At 60.5% G+C, this 19,054-nt stretch carries 16 protein-coding genes; 4 read left to right on the top strand and 12 right to left on the bottom strand.

Annotation, left to right across the window (positions count from 1 at the left end; all coding sequences use genetic code 11):
• Positions 1-73 precede the first annotated feature (73 nt).
• Complete coding sequence (locus tag ACILSI_RS00425; RefSeq protein ID WP_395719852.1) at positions 74-427, bottom strand: cupin domain-containing protein; 354 nt, start codon at positions 425-427, stop codon at positions 74-76.
• 27 nt (positions 428-454) lie between these two features.
• On the opposite strand from ACILSI_RS00425, the gene ACILSI_RS00420 reads away from it, so the two are divergent.
• The 3 genes from ACILSI_RS00420 to ACILSI_RS00410 are packed head-to-tail and all read left to right on the top strand — an operon-like array spanning position 455 to position 2,816.
• On the top strand, positions 455-1,261 hold the full coding sequence (locus ACILSI_RS00420) for an SDR family NAD(P)-dependent oxidoreductase (RefSeq protein WP_395719851.1): 807 nt from the start codon (positions 455-457) through the stop codon (positions 1,259-1,261).
• A complete protein-coding gene (locus ACILSI_RS00415) occupies positions 1,156-1,923 on the top strand; it encodes a TPM domain-containing protein (RefSeq protein ID WP_395719850.1) in 768 nt (255 codons plus the stop codon). Before ACILSI_RS00420 ends, ACILSI_RS00415 begins: the two co-directional genes overlap by 106 nt.
• The gene (locus tag ACILSI_RS00410; RefSeq protein WP_395719849.1) at positions 1,863-2,816 is read left to right on the top strand and encodes an N-acetylmuramoyl-L-alanine amidase-like domain-containing protein; all 954 of its coding nucleotides are present in this window, start codon (positions 1,863-1,865) and stop codon (positions 2,814-2,816) included. Before ACILSI_RS00415 ends, ACILSI_RS00410 begins: the two co-directional genes overlap by 61 nt.
• Positions 2,817-2,833: 17 nt before the next feature.
• Here the strand turns inward: ACILSI_RS00410 and ACILSI_RS00405 are convergent, their stop codons facing one another.
• The 6 genes from ACILSI_RS00405 to ACILSI_RS00380 all read right to left on the bottom strand — a co-directional run bounded on the left by ACILSI_RS00405 (position 2,834) and on the right by ACILSI_RS00380 (position 10,793).
• Complete coding sequence (locus ACILSI_RS00405) at positions 2,834-4,999, bottom strand: prenyltransferase/squalene oxidase repeat-containing protein (protein WP_395719848.1); 2,166 nt, start codon at positions 4,997-4,999, stop codon at positions 2,834-2,836.
• A gap of 116 nt (positions 5,000-5,115) precedes the next feature.
• Positions 5,116-5,592 (bottom strand): ExbD/TolR family protein, encoded by a 477-nt coding sequence (locus ACILSI_RS00400; RefSeq protein ID WP_395719847.1) that lies wholly within the window; start codon positions 5,590-5,592, stop codon positions 5,116-5,118.
• A 10-nt stretch (positions 5,593-5,602) separates the two neighbouring features.
• The gene (locus ACILSI_RS00395) at positions 5,603-6,031 is read right to left on the bottom strand and encodes an ExbD/TolR family protein (RefSeq protein ID WP_395719846.1); all 429 of its coding nucleotides are present in this window, start codon (positions 6,029-6,031) and stop codon (positions 5,603-5,605) included.
• A 43-nt stretch (positions 6,032-6,074) separates the two neighbouring features.
• On the bottom strand, positions 6,075-6,944 hold the full coding sequence (locus ACILSI_RS00390; protein WP_395719845.1) for a MotA/TolQ/ExbB proton channel family protein: 870 nt from the start codon (positions 6,942-6,944) through the stop codon (positions 6,075-6,077).
• A gap of 16 nt (positions 6,945-6,960) precedes the next feature.
• Positions 6,961-7,884, bottom strand: a complete 924-nt coding sequence (locus ACILSI_RS00385) for a tol-pal system YbgF family protein (RefSeq protein ID WP_395719844.1) — start codon at positions 7,882-7,884, stop codon at positions 6,961-6,963.
• A 32-nt stretch (positions 7,885-7,916) separates the two neighbouring features.
• Positions 7,917-10,793 (bottom strand): tetratricopeptide repeat protein, encoded by a 2,877-nt coding sequence (locus ACILSI_RS00380; protein ID WP_395719843.1) that lies wholly within the window; start codon positions 10,791-10,793, stop codon positions 7,917-7,919.
• A 333-nt stretch (positions 10,794-11,126) separates the two neighbouring features.
• Here ACILSI_RS00380 and ACILSI_RS00375 point away from each other — a divergent pair, with 333 nt between their 5' ends.
• Positions 11,127-11,906 (top strand): ABC transporter ATP-binding protein, encoded by a 780-nt coding sequence (locus ACILSI_RS00375; protein WP_395719842.1) that lies wholly within the window; start codon positions 11,127-11,129, stop codon positions 11,904-11,906.
• Between the two features lie 174 nt (positions 11,907-12,080).
• Here ACILSI_RS00375 and ACILSI_RS00370 read toward each other — a convergent pair whose 3' ends face one another.
• From ACILSI_RS00370 to ACILSI_RS00350, 5 genes are all read right to left on the bottom strand, one after another.
• Positions 12,081-13,493, bottom strand: a complete 1,413-nt coding sequence (locus tag ACILSI_RS00370; protein WP_395719841.1) for a hypothetical protein — start codon at positions 13,491-13,493, stop codon at positions 12,081-12,083.
• Between the two features lie 104 nt (positions 13,494-13,597).
• Positions 13,598-15,694, bottom strand: a complete 2,097-nt coding sequence (locus ACILSI_RS00365) for a c-type cytochrome (protein ID WP_395719840.1) — start codon at positions 15,692-15,694, stop codon at positions 13,598-13,600.
• A gap of 32 nt (positions 15,695-15,726) precedes the next feature.
• A complete protein-coding gene (locus tag ACILSI_RS00360) occupies positions 15,727-16,302 on the bottom strand; it encodes a DJ-1/PfpI family protein (RefSeq protein ID WP_395719839.1) in 576 nt (191 codons plus the stop codon).
• 36 nt (positions 16,303-16,338) lie between these two features.
• Positions 16,339-17,244: a sugar phosphate isomerase/epimerase family protein gene (locus ACILSI_RS00355; RefSeq protein ID WP_395719838.1), complete on the bottom strand. Its 906-nt coding sequence runs from the start codon at positions 17,242-17,244 to the stop codon at positions 16,339-16,341.
• Between the two features lie 58 nt (positions 17,245-17,302).
• Complete coding sequence (locus tag ACILSI_RS00350; protein WP_395719837.1) at positions 17,303-18,967, bottom strand: helicase associated domain-containing protein; 1,665 nt, start codon at positions 18,965-18,967, stop codon at positions 17,303-17,305.
• Between the last annotated feature and the right edge of the window lie 87 nt (positions 18,968-19,054).

The following is a 19,054-nucleotide window of genomic DNA, read 5'->3' as shown; positions in this document are numbered from 1 at the left end:
TTTATTATAAAATTGGTATAATCGGCGCAGCATTCTTTCCCACCTCTCAAAGCCAGCTTTCGGCCAGCATCATTCAGGCAAAATAGGTGTCCTCATGTGAATAAGGCGGCGCACAACAGCAAAGAAAACGGAGGGTCTGTGAAGCTATGATTTGGTGCCAGGCACCGGGCGGGATGAGGATGGCGTCACCGGAAGTGACTTCGCGGGTTTCGCCGTCGATTTCCATGGCACCGGTGCCTTCGAGGATGAAGTAAAATTCCTCGCTCAGCTTGTGGTAGTGGCGTTCCGTTGGTTTACCGACGGGGACGACGGCCTCGGCGAGGCTTTGATTTGCCACGGGAGCATTCGTGCGGTCAAGGATGCTGCGGATGGCGCTGCCGTCCTTGGTGGTGAAGGGTTTCTGTGCGGAAAGCGGGTTGATGGTCATGACCTGACTGTGTTACTGCTAGGGCTCATGATGGCGAACGGATTTCCACTCAAAAACTGCCGTGCAGTGATCACCGGCGCGTCTTCCGGCCTGGGAGCTGAATTTGCGCGCCAACTGGCTCCGCAAGCCGCAACACTTGTGCTGGTAGCGCGACGAGCGGAAGCGCTGGATGCGGTGAAGAAGGAGCTTTTGGGCTTCCCTGCCCTAATTTTCTGCTGTGTGGTCGATCTGGCCACGGACGTGGGTCGAAACGAGGTTCTGGCGTTTCTCGATGCTCATGGCTTGAATCCCAATCTGCTCATCAACAATGCCGGGATGGGAGATTATGGCAGTTTCGCCAGTTCCACGACGGAGAAGACCCGGACGCAGCTTGAACTTAACATCACGGCCCTGACGATGCTGACGCATGCGGTTCTGCCAATGCTGGAACGCCCCGGCGGCGTGCTGAACGTGAGCTCGCTGGCCAGCACACTGCCGATGCCAAATCTCGCGGTATATGCGGCCTCTAAAGCCTATGTGACGAGCTTTTCCGAGGCGCTGGCAGTGGAACTGGCACCGCAAAACATCACCGTGACCTGTGTGTGCCCAGGGCCGACGCCGACGAACTTCAGCAAGACGGCAAAGCGCGCCGATGGCACGGACACGAACCGTGAGGGGCAAGGGCTGCTGCGCATCTCACCACAGCGCGTGGTGGCGGAGGCGCTGGCGGCCTTGCAGCAGGGCCGGGCATGCGTGTTTCCAGGCGCGGGCGTTGCCATCGCCTCGCTGTTCTTCCGCCTGATGCCGCGCGGCCTGATGCGCCTGTTGCTGCTCTGGCGTCATGGCAAGGAATGATCATTGCGCAAAGCCTGTGGCAGGATTTAGAATCCCGTGTGCGCTGTCCTGCCTGCCGAACCCCCGCGATTGAAAGCGATGCCGCCTGTCGGCAGTGCGGATTTTCGCTGGAGGCGGCGGATCGCGCGTTTGGCATCGCCCCGGCGCTGCAACGGCCTGTCAGCGACCTCACAGGCATGCTCGGTTCTTTTGCGCAACGAAAGGTGGCGCGGGTGATCGCGGATTTAGAGCGGCGTTATCCACAACTGGCAGTCGCGGTGGTGCTGACCGAGGTGCCACCGCAAGCACCGCTGGCAGCGTATGCCTTTTGGGTTTTCAACCGCGGCCAGCTCTCCAGCGCGGTGGAAAAAGGCGGTGACAACCATCTGGTGATGCTGCTGATCGACACCCACACGGACCAAGCGATCACAATGGTGGGCTACGGCCTCGAGCCGTTCATCGAAGAGAACCGAATTCAAAACTGCCTCCAGGCCGCCGCACATCCTCTGCAACGTGGGCAGCTCAGCCAGGCCATTGAGGCTTTCTGCCGCGAACTGGACCGGCAACTCAGTGAGCTGTGCCGGCTGATCCCAAAACAATTCGGACTCGTGGATGAAGCGCGGTGGCTGGACGCGACGACGGATGGCGACAGCCCCATGGAAACCGCCGAAAGCCTGTACTGAACACGATCATGATGCAACGACGCCACTTTCTCCAGCTAGGTCTGCTGTCCGCCAGTCCAGCCTGGCTCCCTGCGGCGGAATTTCTGCCCCAGAGCGCGACGTTCCAGGGAGAGAGAAAATTTCAACAGGTGGTGGCAAGGGCGCTGGCGGAAAACTGGGCCGCGCTGCCGATGGGAACGCGGGTGGCGCAGTTTGGACAGGCGCTGCTCGGCACGAAGTATGTGGCATGGACGCTGGAGATCGACGACCGCGTCGAATCGCCCTCCGCAAATTTCAACGGGCTGGACTGCTGGACTTTTTTTGAGATTGCCCTAGGGCTGGCGCGCATGATCGCGAAACGTCAGCGCAGTTATTCGCCATCCGATCTTTTGCGGCAAATCGAATGGACGCGTTATCGCGGCGGGGTATGTCGAGGCCATTACCTGGATCGCATCCATTATCTGGACGAGTGGTTCACCGACAACACAGCGCGCGGCAACATCCGAACCGTGACGCGTAACATCGGACCCGTGGTGAGGCTGACCGGCCGTAGCAACGATGAGATGTCGCTGAACCCAAAGCTGTACCGCTATCTGCGAACGAACCCGGCGCTGGTGCCAGCGATGCGGCAAATTGAGGCGCGCCTGGAGAGCGTGCCCTTTGATTTCATCCCCAAGCAGCAGGTCGCGGCCTGCGAGGCCCGCATTCAAAGCGGCGATGTTATCGGCATCGTGACAAACCGACAGCATGTGTTCTGCTCGCACGTCGGCCTGGCCTTGCGCACGCAGGATGGCGTATGCCGGTTCATGCACGCCTCACTGACACACAAAAAGGTGGCCGTGGACCAATCCGTCCATGAGTACCTGAACGGCATCAAAAGCCACGCGGGCATCATCGTGGGCCGCCCGGTGTGACACCGGGCGGAAGAAGGTCACTTGTCGAAGAACGAGCTTTCCTCGCGATCACCGACCTTGAGGTAGCGGTAATAAACTTCCAATTGCAGCGTGCAGAGGCACTGACGGTAGATTTCGTCCGCCGCATCACCGGCAGGCCAGTTCGGACGGCCGCGCTTGAAGGAGCCGTCGGGCTGCTGCGCGCTGAGAATCTGCGGCAGGAACTGCTGGTTGTAGAACTTCCAATCGTCGCCGCCGATCTGGAAAAATGCCTGGGTGTAGTAGTACCAGCAGTAGAGGTTGCAGTTCTTGTTCCAGTCCAACGGCTCGGCGGTGAGGAATTCGGTGAGGAACTTGATGCCCTTCTTGGTGGCCGAGGTCTTGTTCTTCGCCATCGTGTGCAAGCCGAGGATGCCGACACCGGAGAGACTCCATTGATTGTAATGAGCGTCGCGATTGGCACCGCCAAAACCACCATCCTTGGTCTGCATGGTTTCAAGGTAGTCGCACATCTTCTTGATGCAGCTTTCGAGGCCGTCGATCTTGAGGCTGGTGTTCTTGGCGGCCTTGATGGCTTGGAACTGCCAGCCAACCACGGAAAGGTCAGCGGCTTTTTTGTTGTAAACAATGACATCTCCACCGTAACCCCAGGCTCCACGGTCAGACTGGTTGTCGATGATGACTTTGACACCTTTTTCAAAAGCCTCACGCATGCCAGGGAGTGGTTTGCTGCCGAGACGGGCCAGGGTGTACATCTCACCGAGGGCGTAGGTGGCGATGCCGTGCTCGTAGGTGCCAGCGCCGCCTTTGTTCGCCATCCAATTGTCCGAAAAGATGCCATGGGGGTTCTTCTTGCCCAGTTCAATGAGGTACATGATGCCCTTCATCACATTGTCGCCGTAGAACGGTGACTCCGGCGTCTCGCAACGGCCCAGGTAGCACAGCAACGCCAGACCGGTCATCGCCGCCTTGTTGCCACGGCCCCAGGAGCCGTCGGCGTTCTGCTTGCCCTTCAGCCACTCCAGCGATGCGCTCACCGCCGCCTCGCACTCCGGCGTCCCGCCGTTCTGCCGCAGCTTCTCCAACCGCTCCTGTGTCGAGCACCGGCTTCTCATCGATGGGGGCAGCGTCACAAACCCCGCCGCTCCTCCCATCCCCATCCCTTTGCCAAAACCACCGCCTGCTCCTCCCGCTCCAAAGCCGCCGCTCGCTCCCAATGAACCGCCGCCGAGCATCGCGCTCACATCCGGCATGTCCAGCGCGTCCGGCGGCGCTTCCGGCAGCGTGATCGACGAGTTCATGCTCGTGCTCACCAGCTTCTTCATCGGCATCGTCTTGTTGATCGAGCTGCGCTTCTTCTGCTGCACCTTGTGCTGCAAGTCCTGGCTGGCCTGCGCTCCCTGCGCCGTGCCGCCACCGGGCAGGAAATCGACCTGCTTGTCCATCACCCCGGTGCTGAACACGATGAACAACGCCAGCACGCCCAGCCCCGCGTGAATGAGGATGCTCATGAGCAGGGCGCTCGCCCCCATCTTGCGCCACACCTGCACGAACTTGTTGGGCGGCGGCCCGATCTCGATGTGCGTGAGCGCGGGCGGATGAAACACCTCGCCCTCGTGATGCTCGGCCACCGCGACGGCGGCATCGCCCGCGTCATCGGTGGTCGCGGCAGATGCCATCGCCATCGGAGTGCTCGGCGCGGGCATCGCCGGGGCCACGGCCGCGGGCATCGGTGCTGAAGGAGCCACCGCCGCCGGAGCAGGCATGGGTGCGCTGACGGGCTGCGGCTGCGGAGTGGCGGGAGTCACCGTGCCAGTGGTCGGCGCGGGCGGCGGCATGACCGCAGGCATCGGCATGGTTGGCATCATGCCTGGAGGCATGGGATAGCCCTGCGGGTAGCCTTGCGGAGGATACCCCGGCGGCATCTGCGGCGGGTAGCCTTGCGGCATGGGATAACCCTGTGGGTAGCCCGGCATCTGCGGCGGATAGCCCTGTGGCATCGGATAACCCTGTGGGTAACCTGGCATCTGCGGCGGGTAGCCTTGCGGCATCGGATAACCCTGCGGATAGCCCGGCATCTGCGGCGGATAGCCGGGGGGCGGCGCGTACCCTGGAGGCAGCGGCTGCGTGGCTCCGGGCTGGCCTTGCGGCGGCGGTGGCTGCTGCGATGGATTGGCGGGATTGCCGGGCTGCGACGGATTCATGACTGGTTACTGGGCTTAAAGGAATGATTTTGAAGGCAAAAAGCTGCCCTGCCTCTAGCAGGACGTTCCACAACGAGGTTTCTTGGGCAGTGGGCGAAAATACACGATCATAGGCATCAGAAACCCGAGTCTCCTCCGACCGTGAACGTCACGTTGGCGACCTTCGCGACGGCCAGCGCGTTGAGCACGTCAATCACACGCTCATAAGTGGCCTGCTCCTCCGCCTGGATGGTTACGATGACCTTGGCGTTGCGATTGTCCGCCTCCTGCTTGAGCCGCATCAGAGTGGAGGTGAAGTTGGGCAGTTTCTTGTCTGTGGGGCCGTCAAACTCCTCCTCGTTGAGCGTCACCGAGCCGGTTTCCTCAACGCCCACGATGATCTCGTCCGGCATTTCCTTCGGGGCTTCAGCGTTGGGTGGTGCAAGGCCGGGAAGCTGGCTTTTCAGCTCGCGCTCCACTTTCACAGAGCCGACCATGACCATGAAGAAGAGCATGATGACGAACACCACGTCAATCATCGGGGCGATCTGGAAACCGACGGCGAGCTGCTCCTGCTCGACTTCGCGGTGTTTTTTCTGGCCTGGGGCTGACATGATGTTGCGATTATTCTTTGTTCAAGGCGGAGAAGGAGATGTCATCAATGCCCGCCTGGGCAACGATGGTCATCACGCGCTGGATTTCGACGGCCGGGAGGCGCTTGTCCCCGCGAATGACCACACGGTAGGTGGGATTGGTCTTTTTACGCTGGTCGAGCAGCTCAATGAGCGGCTCAACCACGTCGTATTTCCGGTCCTCAAAGGTGATGACCGCCTTGCTGTTGGCCCAGCGCACGTTGAGCGCGGCCTCGTTCATCACGTTCTTTTCCTTTTTCTTGGCATCGCCAGCGACAGGGAGTTGAATCTCCTTGTCGATACGCAACACCTGCGCCGAGGTGATGCTCATGAAGAAAATGAGCAACACCAACAGCACGTCAATCATCGGAGCGATTTGAAACTCCGGTTCACCATCACCACCGCCGCCGCCGCCGCCCATAGTGTTAGAAAAGGGTCAAGGGTTGAAGTGTCTGAAACAAAACTCAGGCGGCCACAGCCACCGCCGCAGGCTCCTCGCCTCCGCCCGCCACCCAGTTCGGAATGGCCGCGTAAAACTCTTCCTCGCCGACGTGGGCGTCCTTGAGGTGCTGGTAGGGCATCTTGCGGAACAGGGAGTTGACGATCTCCTGGAGATCGCTCATCCCGACCTGGAGGCGGTTGCGCAGGAAGTAGAAGAACATGAACGCCGGCACGGCGATGAAGAGGCCAGACGCAGTAGCAATAAGCACCTCACCGATAGCTCCAGAGAGCTTGGCGGGATCGCCCGCACCGCTGGTGCTCAGGGTGGAGAAAGCACTCATCATCCCCGTCACCGTGCCGGTCAGACCGATCATGGGGGTGCAGACACCGATAACGGAGAGGTAGTTGATGCGGGTCTGGATGGCGGAGTTCACCTTGTTAAGCTCGGTAAACAGAGCGCCTTCGGTCGCCTCATGCCCTTCACCGACAAAGCTGAGTGATACCCGCGTGATGTTGCAAAACGGCGATGGGTTGCCTTTGCAGAACTGATAGGCGCCCACATAGTCACCCGCGCGGAACAGGTCTTGCGCCTGGGCCACCTGGGCCGGAGGGGCCATCTTCCTGATACCGGTGCGCATCCAGAGGTCCACCGTGAGCCAGACGAGGGCGATGGAGCAGGCGGTGATGGGATACATGACCCAGCCACCTTCAATGAAGCGGTCGATCAGAGTGTGGTGCTGCTCAGCCGCAGGAGCAGCGTCGGCAGGCGCGGCCTCCTGGGCGAAGAGATTAGCGGAAGCAAAGAAGCCAAACGCCAGCAGAGCACAGAGGAATGCGCGGGCGGGGCCGTGGGGGATGTGTCGGTTCATGGTGGTGGCAGTGTTGGTTTGCATGGATCAGGGGGTAAATTCAGGCTTTGGGTGCGGCGGCGGGAGGGGCTTCATCGGCCTTGGGCTTGTCCTCCCCGTCTTTTTTCTCAGCGGCGGCGGCCTCTTCCTCGGCGACGTTTTTCATGCCGTTGATGGCGGCTTTTTCCTTCGTGGCAGTCTCCGCGACGGGAGAACCAGGATAAGACTCGACAATGCGTCCGAGGAACGACGCGGCATCCTCATAGCGCTTCATTTTGATGAGAATGCGGGCCGCGTTCAACTCCGCCTCGGGCACGCGCTGCATCTGCGTGCCGTAAAACACCGGAATGCGCAGGTAGGCCAGCAGCGCCTTTTCCCATTCTTTTTTTCGCGTGTGGACATCCGCGATGATCCCCCAGAGAGACGCGCCGATGGCCGAGTCGTCCGTCTCCTTCAAAATGCTCTGCGCCTCGCCGATGATGGAGAGGTAGTCGGAGGAAGTCTGCCGCTCGATGTCGAGCTGGATGATGCGCAGGCGCATCTTTTGCGCATCGGTGAGCTTCAGCGCGCGCAGCGAGGGCAGAGATTTCACCACCTCGTCAAATTTGCCGCCTTGATTGAGCGCCTCAATGTAGGCGAAATAGGTGTCCACATACCAGTTGCCCTCGATGCCCTCGAAGTTTTCGAAGAAATCACGCCCCTTCTTCAGCACGGCGATCGCCTCCTCGGTCTTGCCCTTGGCCAGCAGGTCCGAAGACTCCGTCAGCTCCGCCGGGTAAGGCCACTCCAGCAGGTCGATGTTTTTCTTGTCGATGATGCTGGTGGCGGTGTTTTCACCGATCTTGATGGTACGGACAATCTTGCCCTCCTGGATGGTGAATTCAGACGAGAAAATCCGGTCCCCGCCCTTGAGCACGATGGCCTGGCCGAAGGCGGAACCGGCGGCGGCGAAAATGAGGCAGAGGAGGCAGGCGAACGTGCGCATGTTGGTCTGGGTGAGGTGGCTTCGCGTGAAAATCACAGGGTGGCGAGAAGTTGCTGGGCTTCCTTCATCTCAGGCTGGTCCGCGAGGTCTTTGCGGGCGGTCATCTCCTGGAGGTGCTTCTTGGCCTCATCACGCTTGCCGAGGGTGACGAAAGACTTGGCGCAAAGCAGGTAGGACTTCGCCATCTCGTCCTTCCACTTCTGATGAGCGATGAAGACGCGCTGGAAGTAGGCGATGGCCGCCTCGTGCTTGCCATTGGCGGCCTCAAGCTCACCCAGCATGCGCAGGGCGTTGGCGGTGGCCTGACCGCGCCATTCCTTCGTGTTGGCGATCTGCTCATAGAGCTTCTTGGCATCATCGAATTTCTTCAGCTTAAACTGGGTTTTCGCGATGCCCTGCGTGGCTTCGAGAATACGCGAGCTGCCCTGGAACTCAGTGGCGGCCTTGAAGAGGTCCAGCGCCTTGTCGAACTCGCCTTTTTCAAACGCGATTTCCGCCAGACCGACCGGCGCGCCGTCGGCGTACTCGCTGTCCTTGAAGAAGTCGCGCAAACGGATGTAGCAGGAGGTCGCCTTGTCCAAATCACCCTTCTTGCGGGCGCTGTCGCCCACGGTGGCCAGCAGCATGGGGCTGAGGTCGTCTGGCTTGGCCACCTCAATGATGATGTTGAAGAATTTCTCGGCCTTGTCGGGGAGCTTCATGGTCTTGGCCAGCCAGGTCTTCGCAAACAAGATGCGCATCTGCGCGGTGCCATTCATCGCTTCCTGCGGCGGGGTGAGAAGCGCCTCCAACTGCTTCTCCACGTCCTCAAACGACAGTTCGGGAGCCGGTGGGGGAGCAGCAGGTGCTGCGGCGGTGCCGTCCGCAGGTTTAGCGGCAGCCACAGCGCGGCGGCGCTTCGGAGCACTGATGCTCACGAGCTGCTGGATCAGGCCTTCCACCTGCTGGTTGCCCGGAGCGGCAATGCGGGTCTTGATGTGGTCCGAAAGCAGTTTCTTGGCCTCTTCCAGCTTGCCTTCCTTGATGTTCGAGCGGCTGATCCACAGGATGGCCTTCAGGGAGAGGTCGTCGTTGTCCTTGTGCGTGTTGTAGTACTTCTGCCACATGTCCGACAGCTCCTTCCACTTGTTGGCGCCCACATACAGGTCGGTGACATTGTCCATCGCGTAGTTGAGCACATCGTCGGTCTTCGCCTTGTCCACTGCGGCGGCGAAGTGCAGCATCGCGTTCGCATAATCAGCCTTCTGATTGTAGATGTCCCCGGTCAGCGCGTGAACCTGGCCGATGTTCTGGTCGTTCGGCGCGTCCTTGATGATGCCCTGCAGCTCCGCGAAAGCGTCTTCCTTGTCACCGCCCTGGAAGTTGATGAAGGCCATGCGGTAGCGCGCATCGACCACAAACTGCCCCTTCGGATTCTCCTTGATGTAGCTCTTGAGAGCCTTCATCACGCTCTTGTAATCATTCTGGTAGAAGTAACTCAAGGCAACTCGGTAGAGCGCGTCGTCCTTGTAGGTCGTCTCGGGGAACTCCTGCACCAGCAGCTCATAGGCCGTGCGGGCGTCGTCAAAGCGCTGCTGCTCAAACAGCACGCTGCCACGGAGGAAACGCAGGCGCTCCTTGTCAGCCTTCGGGAAGCTCTCCGCCTTCGCAAAGGCCTTCTCCGCATCCGCCAGCTTGCCGTTTTGGTAGGCCAGCATGCCGTAAAGCTCGGAAACCTGGCCGATCTGCTCGCTCTCAGGGAAATTGTCGATGAACCTCTCGCACAGCTCACGTGCCTGCGGGATGCGCTTCAGCGCGGCGTTCACCATGATCAGGCCGTACATGCACTTGTCGCGCTGCGGGAACTCCTTGAACTCGTTGACGATCACCTCAAAGGCCAGCGTGGACTGCCACAGACGCGAGGCATCCCCTGCCGTGCCGTCCTCTTTCGGCGCGCCCATTTCATAATAGCAGCGCCCCAGACGGTAATAGAGCGAGGCGTCGTAGTCCGTGCGCTTCTCGATCTCCGCCATGATCTCCTTGTTCGCTTTCAACTTCGTCTCCAACTCCTCTTTGCGCGCGCCTTTCGCCGTCTTGAGCTGGGTTTCCATCTTCGCGATCTGCTCCTGCTGGATGCGGGAGATCTCGCTCTTCTTGCGCACAAGCTGGTAGGCGCCCAGGGCGTCCTTATAGGCCTTCTTGTCCATCATCTCATCCCCCAGCTTGAGGTAGATGTTGTTCATCTGGGCGATGTTGTCGCCGCCGGAGGCAAAGTTCCGCACCTTTTCCATCAAAGTGCCGGCCTCATCGAGTTTGCCGACGCTGACGTAGATGTTCGCCGCCAGCATCGCGGCCTGAATGGATTCAGCGCTGCGGATACCGTCCGCCAGCACCGAGGTCAAGATGGCCAGCGCCTCGTCTTTCTTGTCCTGCTTGGAAAGCGCGTCCGCGATGATCAGGCCCGCCTCCGCCTTCTTTTCAGGAGAGCTGGACACCACCTCCTTCAAAACCGTGATCCCCTTTTCCTCCTGCTTGCTGGCGATGTAGGAGCGGCCCAGGGCCATGCGCACATCTACGATGGCCGCGCCCTGCGGGAACTTGCTCACGAATGCCTCCAGCGTCGCGATCGCCTTCGGGTAGTCGTTCAGGTTGTACTGACAGGCTCCTTCGATGAACATGATGTCCTCGAAGTCCTTGCCGTTCACCAGCTTCTTGGCCTCGGCGATTTTCGACAGTGTTTCCTGATACTTGGCCTCGGCAAACAAGCCGCTGGCAGTTTTAAGGAGGGCGTCAAATTCCTGCTGAACATTCAGAGCCGCAGGAGCGGCAGCCGGGGCCGCCGGGGGGGCTCCAGGAGCAGGCGGCGGGGCTTGGGAAAAAGCGGGGGTGCTGATGGCCAGGGCCAGGGCGGCGCTGAAAATCGGTCTCATGATTGGCAGGTGGCGGGCGACTTCAGAGCAGAATACAAAAAAAGAACCGTGCGGTGCAAGCATGGAGTGGGACGCTGCATCGCAGTTTTTGACACCGGAGGGTTGGGCGGCATGAAAGACGGGCATTTTTTCGGGAAAGGAGCGCTAGATTAGCAGGATGGATTTTTTTGTCACGGTAGAAAAATCAAAAGGACAATTTCTGTCCGCAGACAGGCACAATCCAACGCATCATCCGCCGCCGATCTGACGGCCCGCCCTCATTTCAAACGACCCGCTCAGGCAGCACCACTCCCCATTCGACATTCCGCCTTCGTCATTCCACAATCGCCCTCCATGCCCTCCCCCGTCCTCGAAGTCACCGACCTCACCTTCCGCCGCGGCCGTCCCATCCTCAAAGGCATCTCCTGGCGCGTCGATCCCGGCCAGCACTGGTGCATCCTCGGCCCGAATGGCTGCGGCAAGACCTCCCTCATCAACCTCATCACCGGCTATGACAGCGCCACCGGCGGCACCCTGCGCATCGGTGACAGCGTCTTCGGCGACGACGACTGGCGCGAGGTCCGCCGCCGCGTCGGCCTCGTCACCAACACGCTCACCACTTATTTAGAAAGCAGCGAGCCCGTGCTTGATGTCATCGCCAGCGGTCGTGAGGCCAAATTGAACCTCATCGAGCTGCCCACGCCCGCCGTGCTCCGCGAGGCCGCGCGTCTGCTCACCCGCGTCGGCTGCTCCTACCTCCGCGAAGCATTCTGGGGGCCGCTCTCCCAGGGGGAGAAGCAAAAAGTCCTCATCTGCCGCGCCCTCATGGCCAGGTTCGACGTCCTCATCCTCGACGAACCCTGCGCCGGGCTCGATCCCGTCGCCCGCGAGCATTACCTCCAGTGGATGCAGTCGCTCGCCGCCAAACCCAAGTCCCCTTCCCTTGTTATGGTCACCCACCACGTCGAGGAAATCCTCCCCGCCATCACCCACTGCCTCCTGCTCAAAGACGGCCAGGTCCACGCCGTCGGCCCAAAGCACGACCTCCTCACCAGCGCCAACTTGAGCCACCTCTACGGCTCCCCCGTCAAGCTCACCCGCCACGGCGAGCGTTACGCGCTCCGGCTGGCCTGAGTCGAACTTGCCCCCTCCGTCAGCAGCATCAGCGCACTCTCCACAGTCTCGTAATCCTCGACCAACTCAAGACATGCCCTGCCTCGGCATTTCTCACTGTTCTGAACCTCTCCGCCCCGCTGCTGCTTTGCCACACTGCGGCAAATCCGAACAGGTGGAGCGCACGCCCACCCTTCACTCCTTCAATTTGTTCACCGTGTAATAGACCATCCGGTGCCACAAAGGCGTGCCGTCCTTTGCTTTGAGATTGGGCAGCTCAAACTCATGCACATAGCCGGTGCGCAGATTGCCGATGCTCACTTCCAGCGTCAGGCCATCGTTGCTCAAGGTGGCGGAGGTGATTTGCAGCGGCTTGGCGTCGAGTTCCTCGCCGCCGTACTTGCTCTGGAAGGGATAAGTGTAGCTCTGGCCGCTCAGCGTGCTCAGTGAGGCTTTGTCCACCGGCAGGGTGAAGGTGAAGCGGAAGCCGGACTTCGTGAGTTCCATCTTCTGCACTTCCAGCGGCATCTTCTTCGTCCACACGAGCTTTTGCAGGCCAAAGGGCCGGTTGCCCTTGCTGTTCCAGCCGCGATTCGACTCACCCACGACGAGCGATCCATCTGGCAGCGTCGTCAGTGCCAGCGCCGCGCATTGCAGGCCGTCCACAAACGGAAAACACGCGCCCTGATACTCTCCGCCGACTTTTTCCAGGAACACGCGGTTCACGCCGCTGAGCACGAACTCGCCGAGGAAGAGCTGCTTCTCAAACGGGCCGAACTTGCCGCCGCTCTTGTCGCACACGATGCCGGTGCCGCTCTGGCCCATCTTCACATACGGCAGCCATACAGCGGGCGGCGTGTAGCCCTGCACCGTCTTCATCGCCTCGGCCACTGTGATGCCATCCGGCTGCTTCGCCGCGATTTTCACAGGCGAATCGGGCCGCATGGCATCGGCAATCGAGTCCGCATGCGAAAAGTAAGCACCTTTGCGAATGTGGAACAGCGGTGTCGTCGGTATCCAGTTGCCCTGTTGATCGGTGACGAAGATTTCGCCGTCCGCATCCTGCCCGATGCCGCACGGACTGCGAAATCCCGCGCACCACGGCTCCAGCTTGCCTTCCGGCGTCGTGCGCACGACCCAGCCACGCCACAGCGGATGCTTCTCCTCGTCGCCCGCGCCTTTCCACGCCTTGCCCATGCTGCAATTGAGCGAGGTGTAAGCATTCCCCTCCGCATCAAACACCGGCCCATACGCATACTCGTGATACGCGCCCGAAACGCCCCAGCCCGTCGAGGCCGTGAGGTACTCGTCCGCTTTGCCGTCGCCGTCCGTGTCCCGCAGCTTCGTCACCTCCGCACGCTGCGTCGCGTAAAGCGCGCCGTCATGCCACGCAAGCCCAAGGATTTCATGCAGCCCGCTCGCAAAGAGCTGGAAGCCCTTCTTCCCTTCGACCCACACCTCGCCTTTGCGCAAGCCCACCGCGAGTTTTCCTTCTGCCGTCACGGCAAGACCACTCGCCTCAAAGTTCACGCCCTTCGGCAAGTCGTAGGTTTCGATGCGGTAGTAGTCGGACTGCTGTTGGGCCAACGCTGCAGTTGCGATGAACAACGATGCGAGAGCGTTCTGGAGTGCGCCGGCCCTCCGGCGCTTTCGAACGTCTCCAGGCCCACGCAAAGCTCCAGAGGACTGGAGCACTCCAAGACGCTTCGCGACTACCATGATAAGATCTCCTTCGTTTGCTTGTCGTTTACAGTGATGATGTGCTCAAAACCGCCTTTGACCGGTCGCAGCGTGTCCTCGACCTGCTGGCCATCCTGACGATACAAAAACGTCGGCACGCCGTCTTTGCCGACTTTGTAGCCGCCAAACACACGCTCGCCCGTCGCCGCAGGCATCTCCTTCACATTCGTGCCAAGCGGTTTGATCGGCGGCATCGCACGATCCTGCCAATTGCTCATCGCATCCAGGAACCGCCCTTTCCAAATCACGGCCCAGCGGCTCGTCTTCGCATCAAACGCCGCATTCACGCCGCTCGGGAAGCCCACGCCGATGGCATGCGATCCCGCGCCTTCGATGAAGCTGCGGAAGATGATCACGCGCTTCGCCTTGCCCGGCTTCAACTCGAAATCCTCCGACGACATGAGCCCCTCCGGCAGCGGCTGGCCTTCCACCTCGCGCAGGTAGGTCCAGATGCTCTCGATCTCCAAGTCCGCCTTCTTGCGGCCCACAAACATCGGCGGCATCACCGTGCCGAGCTGTGTGGCCTGCGGATTGAGCAGCAGCTCTTTGAAATACTCCGGCTGCAAACGCGCCACCGTGTGCGTCAGCCGGATCACCGGCGGCCCGAGCGATTTGCGCTCCTTCAAGCCATGACACGCCACGCACGCCAACCCCTTGGCACCCAGAAGCTGCCGCCCCGCCTCCGCGCGATGATGTTTCCCCAGTCCACTAACATCAATCGTCACCGGCTTCTCCGCCACATCGGCCTCATTCAGCCAGCCGATCATCATCTCCGTCTGCTCACGGCCAAAATTCGGCATCCGTGTGTCCATGTAAGGCCGCACACTGCCATCCTTGCCCCACAGGATTTTTTCAAACCAGCCTCGCGTCAGTTTGCGGCCCACTTTGTCGAGCGTCGGCGGCAGATGCGCCAGTTGGCCCAAAGATTCCGCTGTCGAGTCGTTCACGCCGAAGAACTGCGCCCGTGGATCTTCCGGCCCGCCCTTGCCATCGCGATCATGGCAGGCGTAGCAGTTCAACCGCGACATCTGCCAGTCCACCTTCTCCTGCGCCGTCAGTTTCGGCGCTTCCTCCTTCTGAATCGTCGCCAGTGCCAGTTTCAGCGCGCGCTTTTGCAGGTCGTTCAAATCAAAGCGCGGCGTGCCGCTGGCTTGTTTTTCAGCGAGGCAGCCGTTTTGGGCATTGAGTTGGTTCATCGGCTTTGCAGCAGGCTTGCGGATGGGGGCATCCGCACTCCCGTTCGCATGGCAGGCCACGCAGTTCATCTTTTCGAAGACTTCGCGGCCTTTCTCGATGCCCTGTTTGGGAATCTTTAGCGCCGCACGCGCCGTCGCCTTCTCCGCCACACGTCCCACATGCAGATACGCCGCGATGTCCGCCGCCTGTTCTTTGCTCAAGCGCATGTCCGGCATGCGGCCCGCAGGGCGCATAGAGAGCGGATCATGCAGAAAGAGCGCCAGCGCGTTCAGATCGTAAGCATCCGCCAGTGCAATCGGCACCGAGCCATTGCCCGGCTTCTCGACTTCGGCATCGGCGGGGACTTTCGGCGGGCGCACATCGAGCGCCGGTTCGTGGCAGGCCACGCAGCCGACCTTGTGATACAGTTCTTTGCCCCGCTCCACATCGCCCGCAGGCATCTGCGGCGCGTCCCATTTCATGGCACTGAGGTATTCCACCAGCGCCTCGACTTTTTCCTCATCGCCTGCCTCACCGGCAAACAAGCCCGGCATCTGCGTGCCTTTTTTGCGATGCTGCGGACTGCGAATCATCAACCACAGCGTGTCCGCATCCAACCTCGAGCCCACACCACCCAAATTCGGCCCAGGCTTCGCCTTAAGCCGCTCCTGCCATGATTCAGGTGCGATATGACAGGCTGTGCAGTTCAACTCCGCCAGCAGCAGGAAGCCGCCGTTCACCACATGCTCATCCGGATCTTGTTCGAGGTAGAATTGGTCGAAGTTGAAAACGTAAGCGTGGTTGATCGGCTCAGCCTGCAAAGGATGCGCCTGGAGTTGGCCGCAAAAAAACGCAAAAGTCGCAAAAAGGGACCAGCACTTCAGGGAATTCATTTTTTGCGCCTTTTTGAGTTTTTTGCGGCCATTCAAATCCCCATCTTCGCTCGTTCAGCATCCAACGCCTTGATCCACGGGCCGATGAAATGACCGGAGTCGTGATAGGTGCGCCCGGAATACATGTGCTGGTCGATGACACACGGTTCATTCACATAAATGCCGCCGCAGATTTCGAGGTCGAACTTGCACTTCGCCACCGTGGCCATGCGCAGGCCTTTGACGATGTCCGCGCGGGCGGGAATTTCGACGCCGTGGCAGACGCTGGCGCAGGGCTTCTTCTGCTCCCAGAACCATTTGGTGATGCGCAGCAGGTCGGCGTCCTCGCGGATGTACTCCGGCGCACGACCACCACTGAAAAAGATGCCGACGTATTCCTCGGGCTTGATGTCCTTGAAGGCGATGTCGGCGTCAATGCTGTAGCCTTCCCACTCCTTGGTGATGGTCCAACCGGGCTTCACCTCATGCAGCACCATCTGGTATTTCCGCTTTTCCGGCGCGGCGACGACGGGCTTGTAGCCGCCTTCGATCAGACGGTAGAAGGGATAGAGTGTGTCAACGGTCTCGGTGGCGTCACCGACGATGAGGAGGACTTTGGCTTCAGGCATGGGCTTGGATGGAGTGGTGGAGTTTGGGAGTGTTGATCAGAGTGAGGCGACGATGGCGTCGAGGTGGTTCTTCGCGCGAACGATCTCGGCGGTCGTCTCCGCCGCAGTCGGCATGATCGGAATGCCGCGCGGTGTTGGATGCATGAAGATTTCGGTCGGGCCGGTGAATTTCGTCTCTTTGAGGGCCTGAAGCAGCGGTTTCCAGTCGAGTTTGCCGCGTCCGGGCATCTGCTGGAGTTCTTCCTCCTTCGGCATCGGCTTCATGCAGCCCATGCCGTGCTCCCAGGTGTAGAAGAGCGTCATTTTCTGGTCGATGTGCTTGATGAGGTCGGCCAGCAGCTTCGTGTCCTGCGGCAGATGATAAGGCGCGAGCGCGATGCCGATGCCGGGGGTGTTGCGGATGTCATCGGCGAGCCACAGCAATGAATCCGGTGTGTCGATGAGGTTGTTGATGTGGTTCTCGATGCCTATCTCCACACCGTTCTCCGCCGCCAAGGCCGCATGCGGCTTCATCTTCTCGACGAAGTCCTTCACGTTCGCCTTGAGCTGCTCAGAGCTCACCCCTTTCCATTCCCCAGAACCGCCGGTGACGATGAAGCTACCGCCGAACTTTTTCACGATGGCGATTTCCTCCGTCAGCTTGAACGGCCCAAGGTCGTAGCGCGTCGATCCGCCGAAACCGACGCCGTGCTCCTTGAGCAGCGCTGCAAACTTGTCATGTCCCATGGCATCCATTTCCTCGCGCTGCGTGCCGTGCTTCTTGGGCCAGAGCTCGATGGCGGTCGCGCCAGTCTTCTTCACCTCGGGCAGTATTTCCGCCAGCGGCAGGCTGCCGTACATCGACGAGGCGAGCATGTAATTCAGCTTCCACGGCGACTCTGCCGCGAAAGCAGGCGCGGCGGCGATGGCAGACAACGATTGGAGGAAGCGACGGCGGTTCATGGTGGCCGAGTAAACGCGTGCCGCGCCCCCGCTTCATTCAGACTTTCATTTCCCGTCTTCAGCTTTTGCGGCGCTTCTGCACGGGCGGCAGAGTCTTTTGCAAAGTCAGTCCGACAGGCGGATTCCATTCGAAACCCAGGGCGTTGAGGCGGGCAACCCGTTTGGGGTTCAGCGCCCCCCTTCTTTTGGCCGCCCGCTGCTTCGCGGCCCAGCGACCGAGAACCGAATTGACAGGGTCTTGCGAGCTGATTCGGCAATGGCCGTGGGCGCGTCGAAAGCGGGCAAGCTTCTCATGCATGGCGTCCCAGCCGCCCTGCCACATCTCCCAACGCGTCCGGCCATCACGCCCTGGAGACTCCCACTCGAAGCCCATGGCATTGAGCTTGGCGATACGCTCCGCGCTCAACTTGCCTTTGCGATATTTGTCCTGCTGCGTGAAGCGCCAGGCGATGAGGTGCCGAGGGGCACCATCGCGTGGAGAAACCCGTGTGTGCCCGTGTTTTTTGTGAAACGCCTGCAATTCCGCGAAGAGCCGGTTCCACAGGGTCGTGTAGCGCGGCTCCGGCTTTGGCGGCGGCGGGCCGACACGCTTCCTGCCTGGGGGCTTCCAATCAAAGCCGATCTGCTCCAGACGTTTCTGACGTTTGGCCGGAAGAATGCCACGCCTGCGGGCCTTGCGCTGTTCCATCACCCAGGTGGCCAGCTTCTTGTTTTCCCGCCAGCCTGCGGGGACTCGTGTGTGGCCGTGCTGCTTTTTGAAGTCCTTGAGTTGGTCGAAGAAAAACTCCCAGCGCCTCTCCCAGCCGATCTTGGGGTCAAGCCCCTGCAGCCGAGGGTCCGCCCACTCAAAGCCGATGGCGTCCAGCCGCGCAATCCTCTCGGCGCTCAGCTTGCCCTCTCGGCGAAGACCGCGCTGTGTGTTCCGCCAGCTAAATAGCTGTTTGCCCATTTCCTTCACACCGCGTATGTGCCCGTGCTTCTGCTTGAAGGCTCTCAACTCGGCAAAGCGTTGATCCCAGCACCGCCCAGACCGCCTGTTTTTGGCGAACCAGGCGAAACCCAGGGCATCCAGACGCTCATAACGCGAGCGATCCAGTTTTCCCCGCTTCTGCTTTTCGCGCTGCATGGAAACCCAGTTCGAGAGCGGGGGATTGGGAGCATAGGCCTTGGGCACGTCACAGTGTCCGAACTGGCCGGAGAAGTCGCACAATTCACTGTAGCGGGCCTCCCAGGACACATCACTTTTTAAGGGCTTGTTCTCCTTTTCCTGATACTTCCGGCTGTTTCCGAGCACTTTGAGCGGTTGCAGACGACGAAGGCGGTCCGCCCGCAAAAGCCCCTGCGAGTGGATCTGACGCTGCTCCCCCAGCCATGCGGCGAGATCCTCATCAGGCGCTTCTGGCAGCCATTGCTCGCGGCTTTTTTTCAGCGGCACCTGCTGGCGCTTCAGGCATTGGCGCAGACGGCGAAACATCGCATCCCAAGCACCGTCCTGCGGCTCAAAGGAGATTCCCAGGACGGCCAAACGCTGTTGCCGTTCTTCGGACAAACGCCCGGCGACCACGGCATTCTGCTGCCGCCGCAGCCACTCACCGAGCGGGTGCTCGCCAAGATTGCAATGCCTGCGCTGGCGGACGAAGGCGGCCAGTTGAGCGTAATTCCACTCCCACTCGGCGTAGGCGGCGAGTTCGTTCTCATGGCGTGTGATGGCCGAAGATGACATGCCATTCCTTTCCCCAGGTTTGAGCCCCGATGCAAGGCTGAAACGGTTTAAACCCATGTGGCCCAATCACTTGGCAAGCTTCTGCGC

This window comes from Prosthecobacter sp., from assembly GCF_044232965.1.
Lineage (GTDB): Bacteria > Verrucomicrobiota > Verrucomicrobiia > Verrucomicrobiales > Verrucomicrobiaceae > Prosthecobacter.
The sequence above is the reverse complement of the archived record's forward strand: the minus strand, read 5'-3'. Positions and strand labels throughout refer to the sequence as shown.